Here is a 1,804-nt window from a genome sequence, read left to right as displayed (position 1 = left end):
GTTGGTGGGCAGTCGCGGAACCGGCTTCGCCGGGCCGCTGACTGCGCCCCCGGTAGGGGGTGGGCGGCCCGACACGAAGTGCGGGCCAACCTGGGGGCGAGCCCAAGTCACGCCTCTGCCTGTTTCGCAGCCGCGACGATCGCCGCTTCGTCGTGCTTCGCGCCATTCAGGAACAGGTTCAGCAGCACCGCGCAGATCGACGCCAGCAGGATGCCCGACTCGACCAGCGAATGGATCGCATGCGGCATCCACTGCTTGAAGTTGGGTGCCAGCAGCGGGATCATGCCGACGCCGATCGACACCGCGACGATCATCGCGTTGTGCCGGTTGGTCTTGAAGTCCACGCCCGACAGGATGCGGATGCCGGTCGCCGCGACCATGCCGAACATCACCAGGCCGGCGCCGCCCAGCACCACGGTGGGCAGCGACTCGACCAGCGCCGCCATCTTGGGCAGCAGGCCCAGCACGATCAGGATCAGGCCGCCGGCCACGCAGACGTAGCGGCTCTTGATGCCGGTCACCGCCACCAGGCCGACGTTCTGCGAGAAGCTGGTGTACGGAAAGGTGTTGAAGATGCCGCCGATCAGCGTGCCCAGGCCGTCGGTGCGCAGGCCGCGCGCCAGGTCCTGCTGGCTGATCTTGCGGTCGGTCATCTCGCCGAGCGCGAGGAACATGCCGGTCGATTCGATCATCACCACGATCATGATCAGCGACATCGTGAGGATCAGCACCGGGTCGAACTTCGGCATGCCGAAGTGGAAGGGCAGCACGATGTCGAACCAGGCCGCGCTGCCGACCTTCTCGAAGGTCATGAAGCCGAAGGCGGTGGCCACCACCGCGCCGATCACGATGCCGAGCAGTACCGAGATGTTGGCGATGAAACCCTTGGCGTACTTGACGATCAGCAGGATCGACACCAGCACCAGCGCCGCGATAGCCAGGCCGCCGAGGTCGGCGTACTTGGGGTTGGGCACCGACGGCACGATCGAGAGTCCCTTGGGGACCGGCGGCACCGCCGAGCCGGGCGAGGTGACGTCGGCCAGCCACTTGGCGTACACCGGGTCGACCAGCGCCGGTGCGGTCGGCCCCACGGGGTTGCCGAAGATCCAGTTGATGCCGACCCGCATCAGGCTGATGCCGATCACCGCAATGATGGTGCCCGTGACCACCGGCGGGAAGAAGCGCAGCATGCGCGAGACCATCGGCGCGATCAGTATCGAGATGACGCCGGCGCCGATGATCGCGCCGAACAGCAGCTGCGCCCCGGCCTGGCCCGGGTTGGCATTGGCGATCGCGACCATCGGGGCGACCGACGCGAAAGTCACGCCCATCATCACCGGCAGCTTGATGCCGAACCACTGGGTGGCGCCGAGCCTGGATCAAGGTCGCGATGCCGCAGCAGAACAGGTCGGCCGAAATCAGCAATGCCACCTCCTGGGGCGTGAGCTTCAGCGCCCGGCCGACGATCAGCGGCACGGCTACGGCGCCGGCGTACATCACGAGCACGTGCTGCAGGCCGAGGGCGGTGAGCTTGCCGGCCGGCAAGCGCTGGTCGACCGGGTGGAGGGATGGCGAGGCAGCCGTCATTGCGTGTACTCCTGGGCAGCGTGGAGAAAGAGGTTCAGGCGAACGGCGCTTTGCCTTGAATCGTTCACCATTCTGTACGCGAAACTGTATACAAATCAGGCGATCCGACGTATGGCGGAAAACCCGCGCTCCGCGCGTCGGCGCAAGTCGCGGGCCTGGCAGGTGACAAGAATCTAATGAATCATCTTGTTACTTTTGGCTTAACTAGGCACAATGT

The 1,804-nt window shown here is 65.7% G+C and carries 1 pseudogene; it reads right to left on the bottom strand.

Annotated features, from left to right (window positions below):
- Positions 1-107: 107 nt before the first annotated feature.
- A pseudogene (locus AC1D2E_RS35700) lies at positions 108-1,587 on the bottom strand (nucleobase:cation symporter-2 family protein).
- Positions 1,588-1,804: the final 217 nt, after the last annotated feature.

The organism is Variovorax sp. P1_H2, from assembly GCF_056405295.1.
This window is presented reverse-complemented; position numbering and strand designations above follow the sequence as displayed.